Annotated in this window: 20 protein-coding genes and 11 tRNA genes; 25 read left to right on the top strand and 6 right to left on the bottom strand. The window is 28.5% G+C overall.

Features of this window, described 5'->3' with window-relative positions:
• The first annotated feature begins 8 nt into the window (after window positions 1–8).
• From E0E45_RS13220 to E0E45_RS13165, 12 genes are all read left to right on the top strand, one after another.
• Window positions 9–857 (top strand): cell division protein FtsX, encoded by an 849-nt coding sequence (locus E0E45_RS13220; RefSeq protein WP_130891602.1) that lies wholly within the window; start codon window positions 9–11, stop codon window positions 855–857.
• Window positions 854–1,951, top strand: coding sequence for a murein hydrolase activator EnvC family protein (locus E0E45_RS13215; protein ID WP_130891601.1), 1,098 nt, complete (start codon window positions 854–856; stop codon window positions 1,949–1,951). The genes E0E45_RS13220 and E0E45_RS13215 overlap by 4 nt, the downstream gene beginning before the upstream one ends.
• 18 nt (window positions 1,952–1,969) lie before the next feature.
• Window positions 1,970–2,773 carry an NAD(+)/NADH kinase gene (locus tag E0E45_RS13210; protein ID WP_130891600.1) on the top strand — a complete coding sequence of 268 codons (804 nt, stop codon included), beginning with the start codon at window positions 1,970–1,972 and terminating at the stop codon, window positions 2,771–2,773.
• Window positions 2,767–4,431, top strand: a complete 1,665-nt coding sequence (gene recN, locus E0E45_RS13205) for a DNA repair protein RecN (RefSeq protein WP_130891599.1) — start codon at window positions 2,767–2,769, stop codon at window positions 4,429–4,431. Before E0E45_RS13210 ends, recN begins: the two co-directional genes overlap by 7 nt.
• Window positions 4,432–4,433: 2 nt before the next feature.
• A complete protein-coding gene (locus E0E45_RS13200) occupies window positions 4,434–5,219 on the top strand; it encodes a tyrosine-type recombinase/integrase (protein WP_130891598.1) in 786 nt (261 codons plus the stop codon).
• 3 nt (window positions 5,220–5,222) lie between these two features.
• Window positions 5,223–6,116 (top strand): GTPase Era, encoded by an 894-nt coding sequence (gene era, locus E0E45_RS13195; RefSeq protein WP_130891597.1) that lies wholly within the window; start codon window positions 5,223–5,225, stop codon window positions 6,114–6,116.
• A gap of 189 nt (window positions 6,117–6,305) precedes the next feature.
• On the top strand, window positions 6,306–8,012 hold the full coding sequence (locus E0E45_RS13190) for an ABC transporter ATP-binding protein (protein WP_130891596.1): 1,707 nt from the start codon (window positions 6,306–6,308) through the stop codon (window positions 8,010–8,012).
• A 791-nt stretch (window positions 8,013–8,803) separates the two neighbouring features.
• On the top strand, window positions 8,804–10,648 hold the full coding sequence (locus E0E45_RS13185) for a sigma 54-interacting transcriptional regulator (RefSeq protein WP_130891595.1): 1,845 nt from the start codon (window positions 8,804–8,806) through the stop codon (window positions 10,646–10,648).
• A gap of 156 nt (window positions 10,649–10,804) precedes the next feature.
• On the top strand, window positions 10,805–11,758 hold the full coding sequence (locus E0E45_RS13180) for a 2-keto-3-deoxygluconate permease (RefSeq protein ID WP_130891594.1): 954 nt from the start codon (window positions 10,805–10,807) through the stop codon (window positions 11,756–11,758).
• Between the two features lie 19 nt (window positions 11,759–11,777).
• Window positions 11,778–12,080, top strand: coding sequence for a UxaA family hydrolase (locus E0E45_RS13175; protein WP_130891593.1), 303 nt, complete (start codon window positions 11,778–11,780; stop codon window positions 12,078–12,080).
• 3 nt (window positions 12,081–12,083) lie between these two features.
• The gene (locus E0E45_RS13170; RefSeq protein ID WP_130891592.1) at window positions 12,084–13,244 is read left to right on the top strand and encodes a UxaA family hydrolase; all 1,161 of its coding nucleotides are present in this window, start codon (window positions 12,084–12,086) and stop codon (window positions 13,242–13,244) included.
• A gap of 90 nt (window positions 13,245–13,334) precedes the next feature.
• Complete coding sequence (locus tag E0E45_RS13165; RefSeq protein ID WP_130891591.1) at window positions 13,335–14,219, top strand: fumarylacetoacetate hydrolase family protein; 885 nt, start codon at window positions 13,335–13,337, stop codon at window positions 14,217–14,219.
• Window positions 14,220–14,748: 529 nt separating this feature from the next.
• Here E0E45_RS13165 and E0E45_RS13160 read toward each other — a convergent pair.
• Both E0E45_RS13160 and E0E45_RS13155 read right to left on the bottom strand, forming a co-directional pair.
• Entirely contained in the window at window positions 14,749–15,267 is a 519-nt protein-coding gene (locus E0E45_RS13160; RefSeq protein WP_130891590.1) for an NUDIX hydrolase, read from the bottom strand.
• Window positions 15,268–15,306: 39 nt separating this feature from the next.
• A complete protein-coding gene (locus E0E45_RS13155) occupies window positions 15,307–16,647 on the bottom strand; it encodes a DUF1576 domain-containing protein (protein WP_130891589.1) in 1,341 nt (446 codons plus the stop codon).
• A gap of 214 nt (window positions 16,648–16,861) precedes the next feature.
• Here E0E45_RS13155 and E0E45_RS13150 point away from each other — a divergent pair, with 214 nt between their 5' ends.
• The 13 genes from E0E45_RS13150 (at window position 16,862) to E0E45_RS13090 (ending at window position 18,836) form a co-directional block, all read left to right on the top strand.
• Window positions 16,862–17,155, top strand: a complete 294-nt coding sequence (locus tag E0E45_RS13150; protein WP_130891588.1) for a GIY-YIG nuclease family protein — start codon at window positions 16,862–16,864, stop codon at window positions 17,153–17,155.
• Window positions 17,156–17,276: 121 nt separating this feature from the next.
• A tRNA-Leu gene (locus E0E45_RS13145) sits at window positions 17,277–17,364 on the top strand.
• A 6-nt stretch (window positions 17,365–17,370) separates the two neighbouring features.
• Window positions 17,371–17,447, top strand: a tRNA-Met gene (locus tag E0E45_RS13140).
• 19 nt (window positions 17,448–17,466) lie between these two features.
• A tRNA-Gly gene (locus tag E0E45_RS13135) sits at window positions 17,467–17,542 on the top strand.
• Window positions 17,543–17,547: 5 nt separating this feature from the next.
• Window positions 17,548–17,623, top strand: a tRNA-Lys gene (locus E0E45_RS13130).
• Window positions 17,624–17,628: 5 nt separating this feature from the next.
• Window positions 17,629–17,705: transfer RNA gene (locus E0E45_RS13125), tRNA-Arg, on the top strand.
• A gap of 16 nt (window positions 17,706–17,721) precedes the next feature.
• Window positions 17,722–17,798: transfer RNA gene (locus E0E45_RS13120), tRNA-Ile, on the top strand.
• An 8-nt stretch (window positions 17,799–17,806) separates the two neighbouring features.
• Window positions 17,807–17,881, top strand: a tRNA-Glu gene (locus E0E45_RS13115).
• A 4-nt stretch (window positions 17,882–17,885) separates the two neighbouring features.
• A tRNA-Ser gene (locus tag E0E45_RS13110) sits at window positions 17,886–17,969 on the top strand.
• Between the two features lie 15 nt (window positions 17,970–17,984).
• Window positions 17,985–18,060, top strand: a tRNA-Phe gene (locus E0E45_RS13105).
• Between the two features lie 17 nt (window positions 18,061–18,077).
• Window positions 18,078–18,153 (top strand) — tRNA-Val (locus tag E0E45_RS13100).
• A gap of 10 nt (window positions 18,154–18,163) precedes the next feature.
• A tRNA-Asp gene (locus E0E45_RS13095) sits at window positions 18,164–18,240 on the top strand.
• Window positions 18,241–18,563: 323 nt separating this feature from the next.
• Window positions 18,564–18,836: a hypothetical protein gene (locus E0E45_RS13090; RefSeq protein WP_130891587.1), complete on the top strand. Its 273-nt coding sequence runs from the start codon at window positions 18,564–18,566 to the stop codon at window positions 18,834–18,836.
• Window positions 18,837–18,904: 68 nt separating this feature from the next.
• Here the strand turns inward: E0E45_RS13090 and E0E45_RS13085 are convergent, their stop codons facing one another.
• From E0E45_RS13085 to E0E45_RS13070, 4 genes are all read right to left on the bottom strand, one after another.
• Window positions 18,905–19,336, bottom strand: coding sequence for a hypothetical protein (locus E0E45_RS13085; RefSeq protein WP_172604196.1), 432 nt, complete (start codon window positions 19,334–19,336; stop codon window positions 18,905–18,907).
• A gap of 20 nt (window positions 19,337–19,356) precedes the next feature.
• Window positions 19,357–19,578 carry a hypothetical protein gene (locus E0E45_RS13080; RefSeq protein WP_130891585.1) on the bottom strand — a complete coding sequence of 74 codons (222 nt, stop codon included), beginning with the start codon at window positions 19,576–19,578 and terminating at the stop codon, window positions 19,357–19,359.
• 59 nt (window positions 19,579–19,637) lie between these two features.
• Window positions 19,638–20,213, bottom strand: coding sequence for a hypothetical protein (locus E0E45_RS13075; RefSeq protein WP_130891584.1), 576 nt, complete (start codon window positions 20,211–20,213; stop codon window positions 19,638–19,640).
• A 392-nt stretch (window positions 20,214–20,605) separates the two neighbouring features.
• Entirely contained in the window at window positions 20,606–21,076 is a 471-nt protein-coding gene (locus E0E45_RS13070; RefSeq protein ID WP_130891583.1) for a hypothetical protein, read from the bottom strand.
• Window positions 21,077–21,101: the final 25 nt, after the last annotated feature.

The following is a 21,101-nucleotide window of genomic DNA, read 5'->3' as shown; positions in this document are numbered from 1 at the left end:
AGGTGGGTATGAATAACTTATTAAAAATCGAGAAGAATTATACTAAAAATAGAATACAGTTAAAGAAAAAAACATTTATCCTTTTGGTTATTTCCTTTGTCATCTTAAATTTTTTCTTGTCTTTTGTGATCAATATTTCTTCTACTACTAAAAAAATTGAGAATAGTTATTTTTTTACAGCAGATTTGAGAAGCAACCTTAATGAAGAAGAAAAAAATAAAACGGAAATAGAAGTTCTGAATATAGAAGGAGTAAAAAAAGTCAGATATTTGTCTAAAGAAGAAGCTTTTAAAAAACTTCAATTTCAGTTAGATATAGCAATTCCAAAAGGAGAAAATCCTTTGTCAGATTCACTATTGATTTATTTTGATAGTCCAGCAAAACTGGAAAAAATACAAGAGAATTTAGAAAATAATCAAAATATTAAGGAAGTTTTTATAGATGCCAATTTTATAGCATATAAAGAAAGAGAAATGAAGTTTTATAAGTTGATACTTGTAAGTATTATTTTAGGAATGACTCTGCCTTCAATGGCTATGATATATTATATTTTCTACAATGCAGTATCCATAGAATTTCTTAATAATATGGATATAATTCACGATGAAAGAGTAAATGCAGCTAGATCTAAAAAAGTAAATTTACTGCCATTTACAGCAGCATCTATAATAGGGACCCTTATATTTTTTAATGGATATATCTATATCAGAGAACAAATGCTTAAAATAAGCACTAGATATCTGATATTAAGTTTGGGAGAGATAATACTCATAGAAGGACTTATTGTACTTATGATAAATATTCTTATTTGGATTAATCCTTTAAAGCTAAAAAGAGCCTCTAAGGAGGAATCTTGAAAAGGGTAGTTCTGTTTTTTATGTTTTTTAGTGTTTTATCTTTTTCAGATTCTGTATCAGATATGGAAAAGAAAGTAAAAAATATAGAACGCCAAATAAATCAGAAAAACACTAGAATAAAAACTATTGATGTGGAAAAACAAAAAATAGCTAAACAAATAAAGGATATTGAAAAGGATATTGTAAGTATAGAAAAAGAAAGAGAAAAAATAGTCGAAGAGATAAAAACTGTTTCAAAAAATATAGAGTATGGGGAAAAAAATCTGGCAATAAGCTCTGATGAAATGAAAAGAAAAAAGCTGGAATACAAAGCTAAACTGATAGCATGGAACAGATATGTTTATGACAAAGATGAAGAAATTATAACAGAAGCTCTTTTAAGAAAGAATTTTAAAAATCTTTTAAATGGAGATTTAAAAAAAATGGACTATATTCAATCAGTGCAAGTGGATATAAAAAAAGTAAAAAAAGATATTGAAAATGAAAAATTAAAATTAAGCAGCCTTAGAAATAAACTTGCTCAAAATTTAAAAAATATAGATAGAATGAAAAAAGAAAAAAATTCACTTATAGCAAGACTTAACAATGAAAAAACTACACATGTAAAAACTATAAGTAAACTTCAAAAAGAAAAAGAAAGAATAGAAAAACAAATTAAACAGATTATTGTTTCTAGAAGTAAGGAAGATAAACAGGTAGTAAATAAGAGTCAGGCTTATTCTAAATTAGGAAAAGTTTTAAAACCTGTAGAAGGAAGAATTGTGGTGAATTTTGAACAAGAGAAAGAGCAAGGAGTAACGAGTAATGGAATAGAAATACTTGCACAAATGGGAAGGAAAGTAATAGCTTCTTCTGGAGGAAAGGTAATTTATTCAGATAACTTCCAAGGACTTGGAAAAGTGGTAATGATAGATTATGGATATAATATGATTGGAGTTTATGGAAATCTTATATCTACTAATGTAAAATTGAATCAGACAGTAGGAAAAGGTGCAGAAATAGGGGTACTTGGACTTTCTACAGAAGGGAAACCAAATCTTTATTATGAGTTGAGGTTCAATCTGAAACCAATAGACCCTGTTCCAATGTTTTAAACTTGGGAGGCAGAGCAGATGAAAAAAGTGTGCATCATTTATAATTTTGAAAAAAAAATAGCAAAAGAGATATATGAAGAAAGTATTGAATACTTTTGTGAAAGAAATATAGAAGTTGTTTCTGGAGAAAGAAGTTCTGAAGCTGATTTTGCTGTAGTTATAGGTGGAGATGGGACTCTTTTAAGATCATTCAAACACTTTATATTCAGAGCTCAAATGTATGTCATTGCAATAAATGCTGGAAGTTTGGGATTTCTGACTGAGATAAAAAAAGAAAAAGTATTTGAAGAATATGATAATTTTTTAAATGGAACATTTAAATATGAAAAAAGATATGTTCTTGAAGTAAAAATAAATCACAGGAAATATTATGCATTAAATGAAATTGTTATATCTAAAGGTGGAATAACGTCAAAGGTATTGAGAGTTAGATTTTCTTCTGATAATGAATATATGTGTACATATAAAGGAGATGGAGTTATAATTTCTACTCCTACTGGTTCTACAGCATATTCTATGTCAGCAGGAGGACCTATAGTAAAATCTAATATGAAAGCTATGATAATAACCCCTTTAGCACCACATAATCTTAATACAAGACCTATTGTAATCAGTGGAGAGGAAAAACTACAGATACAGATGGAAGATACAGACAGAACAGGTCAGATAGTGGTAGATGGGCAGGTAAGTACAAAAGTCAGCAGTGAAAGTATAATAGATATTGAATATTCAAGTATGACTCTAAACCTTGTAATACCTAAGGATAGAAACTATTATAGTGTCCTTAGAGAAAAATTAAAATGGGGAGATAATCTATGTTAAGAGAGCTTAAAATAGAAAATCTGGCTATAATTGATGAACTTGATTTAGAATTTGGTAATGGACTTATAGTTCTTACAGGAGAAACAGGGGCTGGAAAATCAATTATCCTCAGCGGAATAAATCTTCTTATAGGGGAAAAAGCCTCTGTAGATATGATAAGAAGTGGGGAAGACCATCTTCTTGCTCAGGGAGTTTTTGAAATAAATGATGAACAGGCAGAGGAGCTCTCTGCCCGTTTTGGCATAGAAACAGAAGATAATGAGGTAATTGTAAGAAGATATCTGGATACTAATGGAAAAGGAAAAGCCTTTGTAAATAATATAAGGGTATCTCTCAACAGTCTTAAGGATGTTATGGGAACTTTAGTAGATATAGTGGGACAGCATTCTCATCAGATGCTTTTAAATAAAAATAACCACATCAGACTTCTTGATAAATTTTTAGGAGATGAGGGAAAAACTCTAAGAGAAAGCATTGCAAAAAAATATAATGAATATAAAGATATTGTTTCGCAAATAGATAATATTGAAAAAAACAGGCAGGAAGCTATTGAAAAAAGAGAATTTTATGAATTCCAGCTTGCTGAAATTGATAGAGTAAATCCTCAAATTGAGGAAGACACTAAATTAGAAGAGGAATATAAAAAACTTTTTAATGCTGGAAAGATAAAAGATAAAATACTTGATTCAAATGTACAGCTGAGAGATGGAGAGTTTAATGCTCTGCACTTTATATATAATTCAAGAAGAAACATTGAAAGTTTATGCAGATATGGAGATGAATTTCAAGAAATTTTAGAAAAACTTGAAAAAATTTATTATGAACTTGAAGATTGTGTAGATATATTAGACACTATAGATCAGGATATAGATATAGATGAAACAAGACTGCAAAAAGTAGTAGACAGATTGGATGCTATCAATAAAATGAAAAGTAAATATGGTGCAACAATTGAGGAGATTATAGAGTTTAGAAATGGAATAGCTGAAAAAGTAGAGCTTTTAGATGAAAATAATTTTGAAATAAAAAGATTGTTAAAATTGAAAGAAGAAATAGAAAAAAGTTATTGGAAAGATGCTGAAGAATTGAGAAGATTCAGGCTGAAAAAATCTCTTGAAATAGAAAAAGAGTTGGAAAATGAACTTAAATTTTTGAAAATGGGAGATGCCAAGTTTCATATTGTTGTGGAAAAAATTGATTCTATGGGAATAAATGGTTCTGATAATGTGGAATTTCTTATATCAACAAATGTAGGACAGGATATGAAACCTTTGTGGAAAATAGCTTCTGGTGGAGAAGTAAGCAGGATAATGCTTGCTTTGAAAGTAATTTTTTCAAGAGTTGACAATATTCCTATTCTTATCTTTGATGAGATAGATACAGGAGTAGGAGGAGAAACTGTTAGAAAAATAGCTAATAAAATGAGAGAAATAGGAGATCATGCTCAAGTGGTATCTATAACTCATTCACCAGCTATAGCAGCAAGAGCCCATCAGCAGTTCTATATAAAAAAGGAAACAGTGAACAATAATACTTCTACTACTGTTAAAAAATTAGATGCTAAAGGAAGAATAGAGGAAATTGCAAGAATGCTGGCAGGAGAAAATGTTACAGAAGCAGTACGTAAACATGCAGAAGAACTTTTAAATGAGGAGTAAATATGGATTTTGTGAAAGAATTTTTAGAAACATCAAAAGAAAATGGAAAAATCACAGATACTACTCATGAAATGTATCAAAGAGATTTAAAAGATTTTAAAGAATTTCTTGGAGAAAAAAACTGGATAGATGTCGATAATGATGATATTTTAAAGTATATAGAGGAACTGAAAAATAAATATAGTGACAGATCCATCTATAGAAAAGTAAGTTCTTTGAAAAGCTTTTATAGATATCTTCTCCAAAAAAGAATAATAGATTTTATGCCTATGGGGGAAATAGAGCTTCCAAAGCTTCAAAAGGGACCTGTAAGGACTTTGGAGCTTCAAGAGCTGAATAGAGTGTTGGAACAGTGTGGAGACACTTTTGAGGGCAAAAGAGACAGTCTTGTGATAAGACTTTTGTATGAAACAGGATTAAAAATAAATGATATTTTAGAAATAGAAAAAGATATGCTTGAAACTTATGAGTATAAAAATATAACCACTACAAAGGGAAAAAGAGTGTACTCAGAACCTATAAGTGAAAAACTAGGATCAGATTTAAAAAATTATATAGAAATGCTGAAAAATCCAGAGGAAAAAAGAGTGTTTGGACAGCTTTCAAGACAAGGATTCAGAGCAAGATTTATATCATATGGAAAAAAAGCAGGGATAAAACAGGAAATTTCTCCTAGTATGATAAAAAGAATAAGTATAGAGATAAAAGATAGAAATGAAAATAATGATGTATCTTTTATAGAAAAAATAAGAGAAGCCTATATGAAAATAGGTATAGGAGATGATTGATAAATGAAAGCAGGATTTATAGCAGTTGTAGGGAGACCTAATGTTGGAAAATCTACACTGATAAATAAGCTTGTATCTGAAAAAGTTGCAATAGTTTCAGATAAAGCAGGAACAACTAGAGATAATATAAAAGGAATACTTAATTTGAATAATAATCAGTATATCTTCATAGATACTCCAGGAATACATAAAGCAAAACATCTTCTTGGAGAATATATGACTAATAGTGCCATCAGAGTATTGAAAGATGTGGATGTAATACTTTTTCTTTTAGATGGCTCACAAGAAATCAGTACAGGGGATCAATTTGTTATGGAAAGAGTAATGGAGGCTAAAAAAACTCCAAGAATTCTTGTAATTAATAAAATAGATAAACTTTCTGATGAACAGCTTGTTGCTAAAAGGGAAGAAGTAAAAGAAAAACTTGGTGAGTTTGACACAGTGGTTGAAATATCTGGTCAGTATGCTTTTGGGCTGCCTAGATTATTAGAAGCAATTGATCCATTTATGGAAGAGGGAATCAAATATTATCCTGATGATATGTATACAGATATGTCTGTTTATAAGATAATAACTGAGATAGTGAGAGAAAAAATACTTCTTAAAACAAGAGATGAAATACCTCATTCAGTGGCTATTGAAATATTAGATGTAGCTAAAAGAGAAAAGGGAAGAGATAAATTTGATGTAAATATATATGTGGAGAGAGATTCTCAAAAAGGAATTATTATAGGAAAAAATGGTAAACTTTTAAAAGAAATAGGAACAGAAGCAAGGAAAGATATAGAAGCATTACTTGGAGAACCTATTTATCTTACACTTTGGGTAAAGGTAAAAGATGACTGGAGAAAGAAAAAACCATTTTTAAAAGAATTAGGGTATGTAGATGAGAAATAATTTATAAATATAAGGTAAGTTTTAAAATTTTGGAAATTAGAAAAATTTGTACATTTTATGGAGCAAATAATTCTAATGAAAAAATTCTAAAACTTATTTTTATTTAATTAATATAATTTTTTATCATCCAAATATTTTGAATTATATGATATAATACTATTTATAATCATGAAGAATCAAGGGGGAGAAATGTTTAAAAAATTTATAAGTTACTATAAACCGTATAAAAAAATGTTTTTTCTAGATTTGTTAGTGGCAACCATTTCTGCATTATGTGATTTGGTATACCCAATGATAACTAGAGAAATAGCTAATCATACAATTCCTAATAGAGAATTCAGAGCCATTGGAGTATTTGCAGGAGTACTTTTAGGGATATATGTGATAAAAATGTTTTGTGCCTATTTTATGCAGTATTGGGGACATCTTGTAGGAGTGGGAATGCAGGCTGATATGAGAAGAGATGTATACAGTCATCTTCAAAATCTTCCTATCAGATATTTTGATAATACTCAAACAGGAAGTATAATGTCAAGAATAGTAAATGACTTGCAGGATATATCAGAACTTGCACATCATGGACCAGAAGATTTATTCATATCTTTTTTTATGATAATGGGGTCTTTTTTAGTACTGATTAGAATAAATGTTGGATTGACAATTATAATATTTTGTCTTTTGCCACTAATCATAATATATAGTTTATTTCAACGAAAAAGAATGCTGGCAGCATTTGTAAAAACTAGAGAAAAAACTGGTGATATCAATGCAAGGCTGCAAAATAGTATTTCAGGAATAAGGGTATCAAAAGCTTTTGTTATTAATGAAAATGAAAGAGAAAGATTTGAAGAAGATAATCAGAGATTTGTAGATGCCAGAAGCAAATCGTATAAAATAATGGCAGAATATGGTGCAGGAGTAGGATTTTTAACAGATCTTTTGGATTATGCAGTTCTTATATTTGGAGGAATATTTGCATATATGGGAAAAATTAATATAGGGGATTTTCTTGCTTATCTTTTATATATAAAAATATTTACTCAACCAATAAAAAGACTTATAGCATTTGTAGAACAGTATCAAAATGGAATGAGTGGTTTTAAAAGATTCTTGGATATCATTTCTGAAGAAGAAGAAACTGATAAAGCTAATGCAGATGAAATAGGAAAAGTAGAAGGAGAAATAGATTTTCAAAATGTATCATTTAAACACGAAGACAAAGAGGTTTTAAAAAATATTTCTTTAAAAATACCAAAAGGAAAGATGCTTGCACTAGTAGGACCTTCAGGTGGAGGAAAAACTACTTTATGTAATCTTATTCCAAGATTTTATACTATTGATAATGGAGATATAAAAATAGATGGAAAAAGTATATATGATGTAAAATTAGAGTCTTTAAGAAAAAATATAGGAATAGTGCAGCAAGATGTATTTTTATTTACAGGGACTATAAAAGAAAATATTTTAGTAGGAAATGGGGAAGCAACAGATGATGAAGTCATGATTGCTGCTAAAAAAGCAAATATTCATGATTTAATAATGGAAATGCCTGATGGATATAATACTTTTGTTGGAGAAAGAGGAGTAAAACTTTCAGGTGGGCAGAAACAGAGGATTGCTATTGCCAGAATATTTTTAAAGAATCCTCCAATATTGATACTTGATGAAGCAACTTCTGCTCTTGATAATATTACAGAAAGGCTTATTCAAAAATCACTTGAAGAGTTATGCAAAGGAAGAACAACGATAGTAGTTGCTCACAGACTTTCTACTATTCAAAATGCTGATGAAATAATAGTTCTTACTGATAATGGAATAGAAGAAAGAGGAACTCATAGAGAACTTTTAGAAAATAAAGGTTTTTATCATAAACTTCACAATATGAGTAATTTATAAAAAAAGAAGGGGTTGTTGCAAATTAGTGATTTATAAACTAATTTGTACAGCCTTTTTTATTTTTATGAACTTGTAAATAATCATATTATATATTCAATAAAGAATAGTTATTAAAAATAATAGAAAGGGTAGTGTATTTTTGATTTTACAAGTCAATGTATTCAATCCAGAAAAAAAGTATATATTATAAAGTTAAAATGTATAAAAATTTAAAAATATAATAAATATTAAAGTTATTAAAGAAACCAGAATAATCAAAATCTGTATAGTTAATGTGACAATAAATTTAAAAAAATGTAGAATAAGTTACTTTAGAGATGTTTTCATTAGTTAAGTATTCTTTATATATTTTTGATGAACATAATCATTGTTATCAAATTCTTCAATTATTTTCATAGAATACTCTTTCTATTGTTTATTAAATTGGGAATTTTAATAAAATTTATAAAAATATAATAGTTGAAAAATTTAAAAAAAATACAGCATATAATACTATATTTAAAAGTAAGTTATAGATGAAATATACAGTAAAAATAATGCAAAATTAATTTCACACTTTCAACCTTAGTAAATACTAGATTTAATATTGTATATTCTAACGTTATGATAAGTATTATAAAAGCAAATTAGTTTTTTTATCATAGGAGTTAGTTAAATACAAAGCTTGATAAATTTATGTGAATTTTTATCAGTTCTTCTTTTAATATTTTAAGGAATAGGTGAAAATTATTAGAATAATCTATTTTTATATAGTAAAATAAAAATAAAAAGATTGAGTTAAGGGAGAAAAAATGGAAGAAATGTTATCATTTAAAGTGGCAGTATTAACACCATATAAAGCTTTGTATAATATTTGTAAGCATTATATAGAAAAACATTCTTTAAATTGGGAATTAGAAATGATTAGCAGTGAGAACATTTTATCTTTGGGAAAAAAATATAAAAATGAAAATTATTCTTTAATTTTATCAAGAGGAGGACTTGCTAAAAAATTAAGAGATTTTTTTAATTTCGAAGTAATTGAGTTTGAAATTTCTCAAGAAGTTATACTAAAAATTTTATATAAATATAGAAATTTTAAAGAAAAGATAGCAGTTATTGAAAATAAAAGTTTTATAGATAATATAAAGAAGATAAATAATATTTTAAAATTAGAGTTATTTTATTATAAAGTAGATGATATTTCAGAATTTTCTAAAAAGATAAAACAAGCACATAATGAAGGTGCTAAAGTGATTATAGGAGGAAGTTTTGGAACAGAAATATTAGATACAATAGAAAAATTAGAGTTAGATTATGAATTAATAACAAGTGATTATGATTCAATTGAAATGACTTTCCATAAAGCAAGAACTTTTTTTAAAGGGAAATTATCTGAGAGAAAAAATAATATTTTTTTAGAAAAAATACTTTCTTCTTTTTCAAAAGGAATAATAGTTGTTGATACTCTCGGAATTATAAAAAAGGTTAATAAAAATGTATGTTCAATTTTAAAAAAAGAAAATTTATTATCTAAGCATATATGTCAGATTTTACCAAATTTTAATGAAGAAGATATATTTGAAAATGATAAACAGGTAGTTTTAGAATATCAAATGACAAAATTAGTTATAGAGATAAAAAAAATTGAAAATATTGGAAGTATTTTTTTTATTCAAATAGACAGTGATATTTTAAAATTAGAAAATACTTTGAGAAAATTTAATCAAAAAAATGGGTTTATAGCTAAATATACACTTGAAAATATAATAGGAGAGAGTAAAATTATTAGAAAAGCTAAAGAAAGAGCAGAAATATTTTCAAAAGTATCTTCAAGTGTATTGATAACAGGAGAAAGTGGAACTGGAAAAGAATTGTTCGCTCAAGCAATACATAATTTATCAGAAAGAAAATTTGAAAATTTTGTAGCAATAAATTGTTCAGCTTTTCCAAAAGAATTACTGGAGAGTGAACTTTTTGGATATAGAGAAGGTGCATTTACAGGTTCAAGGAAAAATGGGAAACAAGGCTTGATTGAAATAGCTAATGGTGGAACTTTATTTTTAGATGAAATTTCAGAAATGGATATAACACTTCAAAGTAAACTTCTCAGGGTTTTATCAGAAAATGAATTTATAAAATTAGGTGATGATAGAGTTTTATCAATAGATATAAGAATTATATCTGCAACAAATAAAAATTTATTGGAAGAGATAGAAAATAATAGATTTAGAAGAGATTTATATTATAGATTAAATATATTGAATTTAGAGCTTCCTTCTCTTGAAGGAAGAAAAGATGATATTTCTATTTTAGTAGAATATTTTATAGACTACTACAATAAAAAATTTAAACATAATGTGAAAGGAATATCTCCAGAATTGTTAGATTATTTACAATTAAAACAATGGACTGGAAATGTAAGAGAATTAAAAAATTTTATGGAAAAAATAATAGCTGTTACTCAATATGGAATTATTGGAATAGAAATTTTAGATTTTTTTTCTGATAAACAACTAGTAAAATCTTCTAAAACATTAAAAGAAATAGAAAAGGAGATAATAGAAAAAATGTTGCTGAAATATGGAAATAAAAGTCAAGTAGCTAAAATTTTAAATATTGACAGAGGAACTTTAAATAGAAAACTAGAATTTTGATGAAAAATACAATAAGTGTTGTCGTAAATTACATCAAACAAAAAATAAAAATCTAAAAATACTAAGCGTTTTAGGTAGTTTTTAGATTTTTTTTATTGGCATAAAATTTGCTAGAAAATAATTGTCAGCTGGCTATAAAAAAAGGAGGAATAAGATATGATTCTAAAAAATATAAAAAAAATTCCAGGAGGAATGATGGTAGTTCCTTTATTAATAGGTTCTATTTTATACACTTTTTTTCCAGAGGCATTAAATATAGGAGGATTGACTAGTGCTGTTTTTTCAAAAAATGGGACTTCAACAACAATAGCTTTAGCACTTGTATGTATAGGTTCACAACTTTCATTTAAAGAAGCACCTGAAGCAATAAAAAGAGGAGGAACTTTATTAATAGTAAAATTTTTAGCAGGAGCATTATTTGGAATTTTGATTGAAAAAATGTTTGGTGCTAGTGGAATTTTAGGAATTTCTTCTTTAGCAATTATAAGTTCGATTACAAATAGTAATGGTGGACTTTTTATGGCTTTAACTGGAGAATTTGGAGATTCAATAGACGTTTCATCACAAGCTGTAATGAATATAAATGATGGACCATTTTTAACTTTAGTTGCTCTTGGAGCATCTGGATTAGCAGAAATTCCATTGTTGAATTTGTTAGCTGCTATTGGACCTATTTTAATAGGATGTATTTTGGGTAATTTAGATCATGAAATAAAAAATTTTTTAAAACCAGGTGTTGCAATAACTATTCCTTTTTTTGCATTTTGCTTAGGAGCAGGAATAAATTTAAATAATGTAATTTATGCTGGACCATCAGGGATACTATTAGGAATTTTATGTATAGTTGTTAGTGGAGTTCCAATGTTTTTTGCTGACAGATATATAAATAAAAGACCTGGTTATGCAGCTGCAGCAGCGTCTAGTGCAGCTGGAAATTCAGTAGCAACACCAGCAGCAGTAGCTCTAATTGTTCCACAATATGTTCCATATACAGAAATAGCAACAGCTCAGATAGCAGCTGCAGTTGTAATAACTTCTATATTAACTCCAATAGTTACAGCTTGGACAGCTAAAAAATTTGGGTCACCACTTACAGGGATGAAAAATTAAAATATTTTAAGGAGGATTTATGATTGCTAATTCTATTTTATTAAATGAAAAAGATAATGTAATTACTACAGTTGTTGCATTAAAACAAGGAGAAAAAGCTTTTTATTTTAAAGAGGATCGATTAATTTCTATTGAAGCTCAGTCTGATATTCCAAGTTATCATAAGATAGCATTAAAAAACTTTCCAAAGGGAGATTTAATTATAAAATATGGTGAAATTATTGGAATGAGCATGATTGAAATTGAACAAGGAACTTTGGTTGATCATAAAAACATTGAAAGTATTCCAAGAAACTATAATGAGGAAATAGGAGAGTGCTAGATTATGAAATTTAAAGGTTATAAAAGACCAGATGGAAAAATAGGGATAAGAAATAAAGTTTTAATATTACCAACTTGTTCATGTGCGAGCGAAACTTGTAGAATTATAGCACAACAAATAAAAGGAGCTGTAAATATAATTAATCAAGATGGATGTGCAGAAGTCAAAGGTAATGAAGAAATAACTCAAGAAGTGCTATCTGGTTTTGCAGCTAATCCAAATGTTTATGGAACAGTTCTTATAGGTTTAGGGTGTGAAAGTAATTCAGCAGAAAGTATGAAAGAAATTATTTTATCAAAAACAAATAAACCACTTGAAGTACTAATTATTCAAGAAGAGGGTGGAACTGTAAATACAATTAATAAAGCTATAAAAATTACAAGAAAAATGGTTGAAGAAGCGTCAATGGTAACTTTAGAAGAGTTTCCAATATCTGAGTTAATTTTAGGGATTGAATGTGGAGGTTCAGATAGTACTTCTGGATTAGCTACTAATCCAGTAGTTGGAAAATTGAGTGATTTTATTATTGATAATGGTGGAAGTTCAATAATGAGTGAAACAACAGAATTTATAGGAGCTGAACATATTTTAGCAAGACGTGGAGAAAACAAAGAAGTTCAACAAAAAATTATTCAAATTTGTAAAGATTTAGAAGAACATTTAGCTAGAGCAAATCAAGATTTAAGAACAGGACAACCAACTCCAGGAAATAAAGAAGGAGGATTATCAACTATTGAAGAAAAATCACTAGGATGTATATATAAAGGTGGAACAAGACCTATAGTTGAAGTTATTGATTATGCAAAATTACCAAGCAAAAAGGGAGCTATAGTTATGGACACACCAGGTTATGATATAGCTTCTGTCAGTGCAATGGTAGCAGGGGGAGCTCAAATAATAGCATTTACAACAGGAAGAGGAACACCAACAGGGCATGCTTTAGCCCCAGTTGTAAAAATTACTGGTAATAAAGAAACGTTTAATAAAATGTTTGACAACATGGACATAGATGTAAGTGATGTAATTCTTGGAAAAATTTCTATTGAAGAAGCAAGTAATAATCTTTTCAATGAAATTATAAAAATTTGTAATGGAAAGAAAACAAAAGCTGAAATTTTTGGATTTTCAGATATAGCAATTAACAGAATATGCAAATATATTTAGAAGAAAATTTTATAAAAAATTAATATGATGGTTATCAAATGAAAAGGTCATATTATTGAAAATAGAAAAGTAAAGGAAGGTGACAGAGCAATGAAATTTATTAGATTTCAAATAGGTGAAGTTGAAAAACTAGGAATTTTTAATAAAACTGAAACTGAAATTTTAGAAATAGCTAAAATTCTTGGGAGAGAGTTTACATCTATGATAAACTTAATAGAAGAGATAACAGAAGAAGAACTAAAAAAATTAAAAGAAACAGAATCAAATAAAAAATATAAAGGTTACTATACAAAAGAAGTAAAATTGTGTTCACCAATAAAAAAACCTATTCATGATATTGTATGTGTTGGAGTTAACTATAGAGATCACTTAGAAGAAACACAAAAGAATTTTGATAAAAATTTTTCTGTGCCACAAAAGACAGTGTATTTTTCAAAAAGGGCAATAGAGATAATAGGACCAGGAGATACTGTAAAAAGTAGAATGGATTTAGATGAAAAATTAGATTATGAAGTAGAATTGGCAGTAGTCATAGGAAAAAGAGGAACAGATATTCCCAAAGAAAAGGTTGAAGAGTATATATTTGGATATTCAGTATTTAATGACATTTCAGCAAGAGAACTTCAAGGAAGCCATGTACAATGGTATAGAGGAAAGAGCTTAGATAGTTTTTCGAGTATGGGGCCAGTAATATTACATAAATCATCACTTCCATTTCCAGTAGAAGTAGATATAAGAAGTTATGTAAATGGAGAAATAAGACAAACATCTAATACAAAATTATTTTTGTCAAATATAGGAGAAATAATTTCAGAAATATCATCAGGAATAACATTAGAAGCAGGGGATATAGTAATCACAGGAACACCATCAGGAGTAGGACTGGGATTAAAGCCACAGAAATTTATGAAAAAGGGAGACATAGTAGTTTGTGAAATTCCTGAAATAGGAAGATTAGAAAATATAATAGGATAATTTATTGTACATTATAAGTCCATATAACAAATATAAGAATAAATAAAAAGAGAGTATGAACTTTTTTTGTAAGCTTTAACTTTTTATGATAAAAATATTTAGTTTAAATTTTTTTATATGTTTTTAATATATTTTATAATTTGAGTTATATCAAGGGCACTCTCATTTTGAGAGCGCCTTTTTTATGGATATAAATATTTATTCAAGTTTAGATAGACCACACCATATTAGAACAAAATATTTTCAAAGAAACTTTTAAAACATCATATAACATTAATTGATAATTAGTAGTAATAAAAAAGTTATCCTAGTGAGTAGCCATTGATTTTATTGATATAGTTATAAATTTGGTGCTAAAGGGAAAAAACTGATGTAAGACCTTTAAATATAAAATTTCTTTGTTTTTAAACAAATAATAAATAATTTTTTTATTTAAAATTATCATATCAAAAAATTATATCATAGAAAATCTTTAAATCAGCTTTTTTGATAATTGAACTATTTTGAATTTACAACAACACCTTTATTTTTAAGAATTTTTAATATTTTTATAAAGATGAATAGTAAATATAGTTTTAAAATCACTTGTAATTTCTTCAATTTCACTTAAGGGGAACCAAGTATCGATTAAGTCTTCTCCAATGTCTAATTTCAAGTTTTGTGGCATGATAGAGTCATCTTTTAGCTGAATGATATAGATATATAAAGATTCGCTTGTATACCCTGGAGAAAGAATCAAAGGTTTTTTAGGACTGTAGATAATATTATAATCATTCTTTAGATACCCAGTTTCTTCTTCTATTTCTCTTTCAAGAGTGTACACAGGATCTTCTCCATCTTCCATTATTCCAGCAGGAATTTCGTACATATATCCTTGAAATCCAGGTCTATACTGTTTTACAAGGAGGACTTTATCTCCAACTGCATTTAATAGTAAAGCAGCAATAGCATTAGGTTTATCCAGATATTCTAATTGTATTCCAGTAGTTGGATGTTTTTCAATAGCAACTTTAAGAAATTTTAAATCTTCTAATTTTTCTAACTTCATTTTATCCCCTTCTTTAATTTTGGCTATGAATATTTTTTATTATTCTTCTTTGTTAAATTCTTCAAACTTTTTTCTTTCTAAATTTATTGCTTCATAAAGCTGTTTTTTTCTTTTCAGGTATTTTAATCTTTCTTTATCTTTATGATTTTTAATCATATCCATTACAGGAAGGAGAAATCCAGCAACTATACCAGCGGAGAACCCATTGTTATACAGATTAAGACCTCCATGGACAGTTCCTATACTTTGTACCACTGCAAGATGAAGCCATCCAGCAACTATACCCCAGAAAGTTCCATATACTCCTGATATAGGAGCAAGGGATGTACCAAAAAGACCAGAAAGAGCAACAGTAAATGTATCAGTATTGCTTCCAAATTTTGCAAGATATACTCCAAGCAAAATTGGAATGGTATTGAGAAAATGTTTTCCATAGGCAGAGAATCCTACTATGGTAAGAATTCCAGCTAAAAGAGGTCCGTTGAAAGTTTCTCCAAGTAAAACAACAAATCCCATTGCAACAAATCCCATTATCCCCATATTGATATATGTAAGACCAAAACCATAACGTTGAATATAATCTGCTTTTAATCCTGTGTCTTCTAAAAGTTTTTTATAACCTGCAAAGGAGCTTCCATTGATAAAATATCCTATAATTATAAGGCTCATAAATACTCCAGAACAGATTAGTTTAAGTGCAAGGTCATATTCTACTGAAATTATTCTCTGAGGGGTTATTTGGAACTTATACAGCTTCAGAATGGAAGTGATTACAGCACCAAGTATACCACCAGTAAATCCCAGATTATACAAGTTAAATCCTTCATGAAAAGAAGCCATTTTTTTAGCAAGGGGTGTAACAATAAATCCTATTAATATTCCCAGAGCAATGGCATTAAGATATGAAGTGTCAGTAGTGTCTACTCTAAAAGCAACTTCACTTACAAATGGGGCAAGAGCACTAGCAAAAGATATAGTAATAAATATTTCTTTAAAATCTATGTGTTCATAAAGACTGTAGAGAATCCCTCCAAGATAGAAAGGCAGAATGTTTAAGATATTTTTACCAAAAAATGAAAATCCAAAGACAGTGAAAAAAGAAGCTATTATCAATCCATTTATTTCAATTTTCAGCATTTTGATAATGGTGAAATTAAATAAAAATATCAGGAAAGCATTCACAAATGAAGCTCCAATACCTCCTATTACAAGGAAATCTGTAATAAGAACAGCTGGAGATGTGATGATTTTTAAAATTCCAGTGAAAACATTTTCTCTTTCATGAATAACATAGCCAATAAAGGATATAGCAATAAAACCTATCAGAATTCCTGATAAGATTTTTATTTTTTTCATTCTTTTTCTATTAAAATTATCCACACTTCCCTCCTTTATAAAAAAATATCTAATTAGATATTATTATTTTTTAAGATAAAAGTCAATTATACATTATATTTAAATTATATATAGGGTTATATTTTTGGATTTAATACATTATTGAATAAAAAAGATTATATTAAAATAAAAAGTACTCAAAATTTTTTTTATTTTAGAATATAATGAAGATAATATATATTTTAGAAGGTGAAAATAAATGGAATATTATGTATATATAATAAGGTGCAGAGATAATTCCCTATATACTGGAATAACTACTGACATAGGAAGGAGATATAAAGAACATGAACAAGGAACAGGGGCAAAATATACAAAATCAAAAGGAGTTTTAAAAATAGAAACATTCTTTAAATGTGATGGGAGAAGTGAAGCTTCAAAAATTGAATATTATATAAAAAAAATGACAAAGGATCAAAAGGAGCGTGAGCTCAATAAAATCAATGGTTTTAAAACATTGATATTAAGAGATTTAGGAATAATTATAAAATAAAAAATTTTTTTTGAAAAAAATAAAAAAAGTTATTGACATAATTTGTTAGTTATGATAATATAATAAATGTCCTCGACGGAAAGAGATAAATCGTGAGAGTTATCAAAATAAGTTGAAGATTGCCTGGATGGCGGAACAGGTAGACGCACGGGACTTAAAATCCCGTGGTACTTAGTACCGTGCCGGTTCGATTCCGGCTCTAGGCACCATTATGTTGCGGGGTAGAGCAGTCTGGTAGCTCGTCGGGCTCATAACCCGAAGGTCGTAAGTTCAAATCTTGCCCCCGCCACCAAAACAATTTAATATTATATGCGGGAATAGCTCAGTTGGTAGAGCGTCAGCCTTCCAAGCTGAATGTCGCGAGTTCGACCCTCGTTTCCCGCTCCAAAGATGCGTCATTAGCTCAGCTGGTAGAGCACACGACTTTTAATCGTGTTGCCACAGGTTCAAATCCTGTATGACGCACCATTTATGTGTCTGTAGCTCAGCTGGATAGAGCAACGCCCTTCTAAGGCGTGGGCCAGGGGTTCGAATCCCTTCAGACACGCCATGTTTTAACTAATTGTGGATCCATAGCTCAGTTGGTTAGAGCACTCGGCTCATAACCGAGTGGTCGCTGGTTCAACTCCAGCTGGATCCACCATTTTTTTTGCCCCGTTCGTTCAGTGGTAAGGACATCAGATTTTCACTCTGGCAACAGGGGTTCGATTCCCCTACGGGGTACCACTATGGAAGGTTACCCTAACTGGTAAGGAACCGGTCTTGAAAACCGGCGTCGCAAGACTTCAGAGTTCGAATCTCTGACCTTCCGCCAGTATTTCAAATGTTTGCCCAGATAGCTCAGTCGGTAGAGCAGGGGACTGAAAATCCCCGTGTCGGTGGTTCGATTCCGCCTCTGGGCACCATTTAAAAATTCTAATATGGTCGCATAGCTCAGTTGGGAGAGCACCTGCCTTACAAGCAGGGGGTCATAGGTTCAAGTCCTATTGTGACCACCATATACACCTTGGGGGTGTAGCTCAGTTGGTTAGAGCGCCTGCCTGTCACGCAGGAGGTCGCGAGTTCGACCCTCGTCACTCCCGCCATTAATTAAAAAATACAAGACATACAGTTGTGTGTCTTTTTTTTATTAAAAAAGCATAAAAATAAAATTTAAAAAAATTTATTAAAGAATTTTGATAATTTTTTCTTTTTAATAGAAAAAATATTTAAATATTGTTTTTTTATAGTGAAACAATAGAAATATTAATAAATTTTTATCTATCAATATTGAAAAATAAAATAAAAAATTTATAAAAGCACCTGTCAGTTGCCATAATGAGAAGCTTGCTTGGTTGTATGTAAAACAGGGTTTGTGCTAAAATTAATTAGTATAAAAACCAATACATATCTTAAGGAGGATTTTAAAATGAAAAAAATTGTAATAGGAGCTTTGATGATAGGACTGCTTGCAGCTTGTGGAGGTGCAAAAGACAACTACTCATATAGTGATAAGGTTGCTTTATCAAAAAAAGTTATGAGTAGTGATTCAAAAGCTATAAAAGAGTATGAAGAGATTATGAAAAAACTTTCTGAAAAAGCAACTAAAGGGGATCAAGATGCTATAAAAGAGGCTCAAGAATGGGCAAAAGCTATTGCAGAAGTATCAGGAGTAGAAATACCTACTACACCAGCTAACTAATTAAAATGAATGATTAAACAAATATATAAATGTTAAAGAGGGAACCAGAATTCTGGTTCCCTCTTATTTTATTTTTTATTTTCATCTTTTTCAATAGGTTCATCTATTTTTACATATTCTTTTAATACATCATTTATTTTATATTTTTCAACTAGTTCATTTATGACTTTTACTTTTTCTTCTCCTAATTTCTGATTGAATAATGCCTGCTGAAGCTGTGGGTATACTTCTACAGTATTTTTATCCTTCAATATTTCAGTATTATTTTTATATACTTCTAATAGTTCATAATCATATATTTGAACTGTTTTTTGAGCTACTGAATTTAGATAGAATTCAATCTCCATATTAAGTTTCATTTCCTCAAGATATTTTTTTTCCTCTTCTGTGTATTCTTTCTTTTCCATTTCTGCAAGAATAGCTTTTCTTACTAGAAGCTGAGCTACAGCATCCTTATTTTCTCCTAAAGCTTCCAGTTCTTTTTTTGTTAATTTTATCATCACTATTTTCCTCCAAGTTATTATAGTTTTATCTTATTTTTATCATTTTTTTCTTCTAAAGTTTTTCCATATTTTTTAAAAAGATTAATTAATATTTTATTATTTGATCCATATTCTTCTTTTAATTTTTTCAAACTTTGTTGAATCATCAAATATTCATTTTCAGTAAAGCGGCATCCTAGAGCACAGTAATTTTTTACTCCACTTCCTAAAGGGCGGCCTCTTTTCTTTTTTTCAACCATAAATTTTGCCCTCCTTTAGTGATTTCATATTATTTAATTAAATAATAAGCTACTTAATTTTAATTAGCAATAATCTGTTCCATTTTATCTAATCTGCTCAAGTATTCATTAAGCTTTTCATTTTCAAGTAAAAGAAGTTCAATCTCATTATTGTTTGAGTTAAACTGGTCATATACTTCATCAAATTTTTGACTTAAAAATACTCTGTTTTCATCAGGCTCCATCCCCAAAACCTCTTCTAGTTTCACAATTTCCTCTTCTTCCATCTTTAGGAAAGCCATTCTTTCCTTTCCAATTTCAAAAGCTCCTACTGCTGCTGTTATTCTAGCTTCTGGAGTGTTTTCACTTCTGAATACTTTTTCTTCAAGAGATTCATTCATATCTCTTCTGATATCTTCAAGTATTTTTTTTCCCTTTTTTTCTTCAGCCTTTTCAGCAGCTATTCTAGCTTTTTCTTCTTCTGCTTTTGCTTTCTCAGCATCTTCAATAGCTTTTTGTTTAGCCCTTTCCTCTGCCTGAATTTCTTTTCTTATTTGTTCAAGAACTTTTCTTCCTTCTTTTTCACTTACTTCTTGTGAATAAAGTGCAGTTGTTAAACAAGATAGAAAAAGAAATACTGTGAGCATTTTTTTCATATCTCTTTCCTCCCAGAAATAAACTTATTTTTTAGATTTTATGGATCTATAAAATATTAAAAACTTTTCCCTCCTTTCTAAATCTAGATATGACATACAAAAAATCAATTTGAATGTATAATTCTTTCAGATAATATTAAATTTATTTTCTAAAAAATAGTAAAAGTAAATAAAATGTGTTGTTATATTAAGATTATAACATTAAAAATTATCTTTTGGAATAAAAAAATATATTCTAAAGAAACAGTTTAGAGTTTTATATAATGAAGAAGAGAAAAAAAATAGAAATATAGAAATAAAATAAAATTTAGGAAAAAATAAAAAACAACCATAAAATGTTATTATGGTTGTTTAGACACAATTAAAAAAGTTAAAATACAAATATAAAATTATTAAAATAAATTTATAATTTGTTGTATTTCTTCAGCATTTTTAACAGCATTAGTTACAACAGGATGAAATTTAAAAGTTCCAAATAGAACTTTTTTCAATGTAAGTGTTTCTAAATTATATTCTTCCCCATTTCTTAAAGTTAAAAAAACTTCTACTCCAGTTGCTAAACCTGGAATAAGAGAATTGATAATTACTTTTTTAGATGAAATATCAGCCCCATTTATTTCAAGTGCTTTAAAATCTAAGAAAGCAGGTTCCAAAAGTGCTATTATTTTTTTCTCTTCATCAATAGCTATTGTAGCATAATTACAATCCCATCTTTTAGTAAAATTGTAACCTTTTTCTTTTGAAAGTTTTTCTAAGCATTTAGTCCTTTTTCCTTTCATAACTATACGAGTATTCATGAAAACAATGAAAAGATTTCCTAAAATTACGAAAAGAATAACTAAAATAATTGTAAAAAAATTCATATTTTCCCCCTTGATGTCTGTAGTG

Source organism: Fusobacterium ulcerans ATCC 49185, assembly GCF_900683735.1.
Classification (GTDB): Bacteria; Fusobacteriota; Fusobacteriia; order Fusobacteriales; family Fusobacteriaceae; genus Fusobacterium_A; species Fusobacterium_A ulcerans_A.
The sequence above is the reverse complement of the archived record's forward strand: the minus strand, read 5'-3'. Positions and strand labels throughout refer to the sequence as shown.